A 2,098-nucleotide genomic window follows, 5' to 3' on the forward strand; every position below is an offset into this window, starting at 1 on the left:
GCCATACGCTTAAACACGTCATGAGCCTCCGGCGACAGTGAAATAGTAGTGCGGATTCGTTCGGTCATGGCAGGGGGGGGGTAAGTAGTGATTCGATGTGAACCAGTGTGAATCACTTTTTGCGGTATGTCAACAAAAAGCGGTTTTGCATGGCGCGATCACGGGCAACTAGGCCAAAACGAAAAGGGCCGCACTCAGGCGACCCAGCAAAGCAAAATCAGTTGTTTAGCATGGGCCTTGCAGCCCATACCCCGCCACTATTTAACAGCGATGATGCCCTTCAAGCCTGAACGCTTAGAAGGAGTTTCGCCATCGAGAATATCAATAACGTGATCCAACGCTTCCTGTTTGAGGGCCAGCGTCAAACTCAGTTCTTGGCAGAGCACCCACAGCGCTACACAGAATGCAGCATATGGATTCTGTGCCCTGTTAATGCGGCGAGCAATTGGCCTGATATCGGCCCTGATTTCATCGAGAATTTCCATGTCAGACCCGATCATTGATGTGTCCAACAATCGGCACCACCTGCGAGAGCATGTAGGTGTGGAACGTGTCGTATGCCTCATCGTGTCTTTCCTGGACAAAGGAAACGAGGTTGACAAACGATTGCATGGACGAGAAGGAAGCAAGATCCGGCCCTATGTTAGAGAGGTCTCGCATAAGACCATGCAGGGACGAAATTTCTTCGAGCTTTTCTACGAGATGTGTTCCAATGTTGCTAGCCATACTTGAACTCCTTATCAGTTCTTTTGTGGTTAGGCTCATCGAGTGTTCCACCACTCTTTGGGCCGCCTCTTACAAAACAATCTAAACGATTTATACGATTACAGTTGTTGCCTCCTTTATCATAAATGATCCACCATCAGCACGCCATCCTCGACAAGATTAGTGTTGTGCTGACTCCCAACGATTTTCTCCCAGACCGCTCCAATATCGCCCCCGTGGGCCATCAAAGCAGTGAACAAAGTGTTCCCGTATTGCTGACGAATTATCTCAAGCATCGAGGCAAGTGAACGCTGCGGACTCTTCTCACGCGACATTTTCAAAACCTGCGGCTCAACAGCGACAACGGTTTGTAAATATGGATACGCACCTGCAAAATATTGATCACGATTTTCAATAAGATCATCCGGCAAAGGCTGCTCCTTGGCCTTCAATTCCAGTTCCAAACGATACCAATCGGCAATAGGTATGCCATCCCAATGCGAGACATCAAGCTTCGAATATTTACGAGCTTGCTCGTAGCCTTTTTCATAGGCCCGCATAAACTTAGGCTGATCGCGCTTGCCGACATAAACGGTACGACCTTCATACGGATCAGCTGGCACGATTTGACTCATTGACGGCGGCTTACCGCAAGTAGTGAACATTCCGGCGCCATGAGCAGCAACAACAGTATCGTGAGTCACCTCGCGCTTGTATGTGTCCAGGGCAATATCAACCCGTTTATATTGAAAATCACGAAGCTGGGACAAGTCATCCTCACAGCGGTTCCAGTCGTCTACCCACTGGCAACCCGTGCCCGTTAACTCCAACCACACCCAGCCGCGCATAGCGTCACCACCAAAAGACATAGTCCCGACAGACATATCAGCCAAAAATAGGCCATCAGACCTATCAAAACCCTGTTTGCCGCGTTTTTTCGGGATAGCCTTCAGAGAACCACCAAGAGAACCAAAAGCGCCTCTGAGGGCCTCTACACAGTCCACAGGGTCGGCTTGCGTACGGCAACCGAGCCAATCAATGACCGTAAGAGTCATGTAGGAGTCCCTTTGCGAGCACGCTTTGACCGAGATTTAGGAGGGAGGGAGGGGACTAACACCCCCGTATTACTAGACGGGGGAGGTCCGGGCATCGCGCCGGCCGCACGGCGCTGCGCACCGAGCATCCGGCGCGATGCCCGGACCTCTGATTCCACATCATCGACAGTAAGAGCCATCCCAGCAACCATAGCGCGTAACTCCTTGATAACACGCATAGGCTCCCTTTTTGCCTCTTCCATGCGCAATGTGAGCATCTCAGCGGCCTCCATCGTGTCGGCCAACCAATCGCCCATACAACGCGAAGTAGAAAGGTTTCCCGCCTCCGCCATACGCTT

3 protein-coding genes are annotated in these 2,098 nt (G+C 51.2%); all 3 read right to left on the bottom strand.

What is annotated here, in order from left to right:
* Positions 1-257: 257 nt before the first annotated feature.
* The gene (locus ACQ4WR_RS28220) at positions 258-485 is read right to left on the bottom strand and encodes a hypothetical protein (protein ID WP_436491415.1); all 228 of its coding nucleotides are present in this window, start codon (positions 483-485) and stop codon (positions 258-260) included.
* A gap of 1 nt (position 486) precedes the next feature.
* On the bottom strand, positions 487-726 hold the full coding sequence (locus ACQ4WR_RS28225; protein ID WP_436491416.1) for a hypothetical protein: 240 nt from the start codon (positions 724-726) through the stop codon (positions 487-489).
* Positions 727-845: 119 nt separating this feature from the next.
* Positions 846-1,760 carry a replication initiation factor domain-containing protein gene (locus tag ACQ4WR_RS28230; protein ID WP_436491417.1) on the bottom strand — a complete coding sequence of 305 codons (915 nt, stop codon included), beginning with the start codon at positions 1,758-1,760 and terminating at the stop codon, positions 846-848.
* Positions 1,761-2,098: the final 338 nt, after the last annotated feature.

Origin of the sequence: Janthinobacterium amylolyticum, assembly GCF_051380655.1 — a bacterium.
In the GTDB taxonomy this organism is placed as follows: Bacteria; Pseudomonadota; Gammaproteobacteria; order Burkholderiales; family Burkholderiaceae_D; genus Janthinobacterium.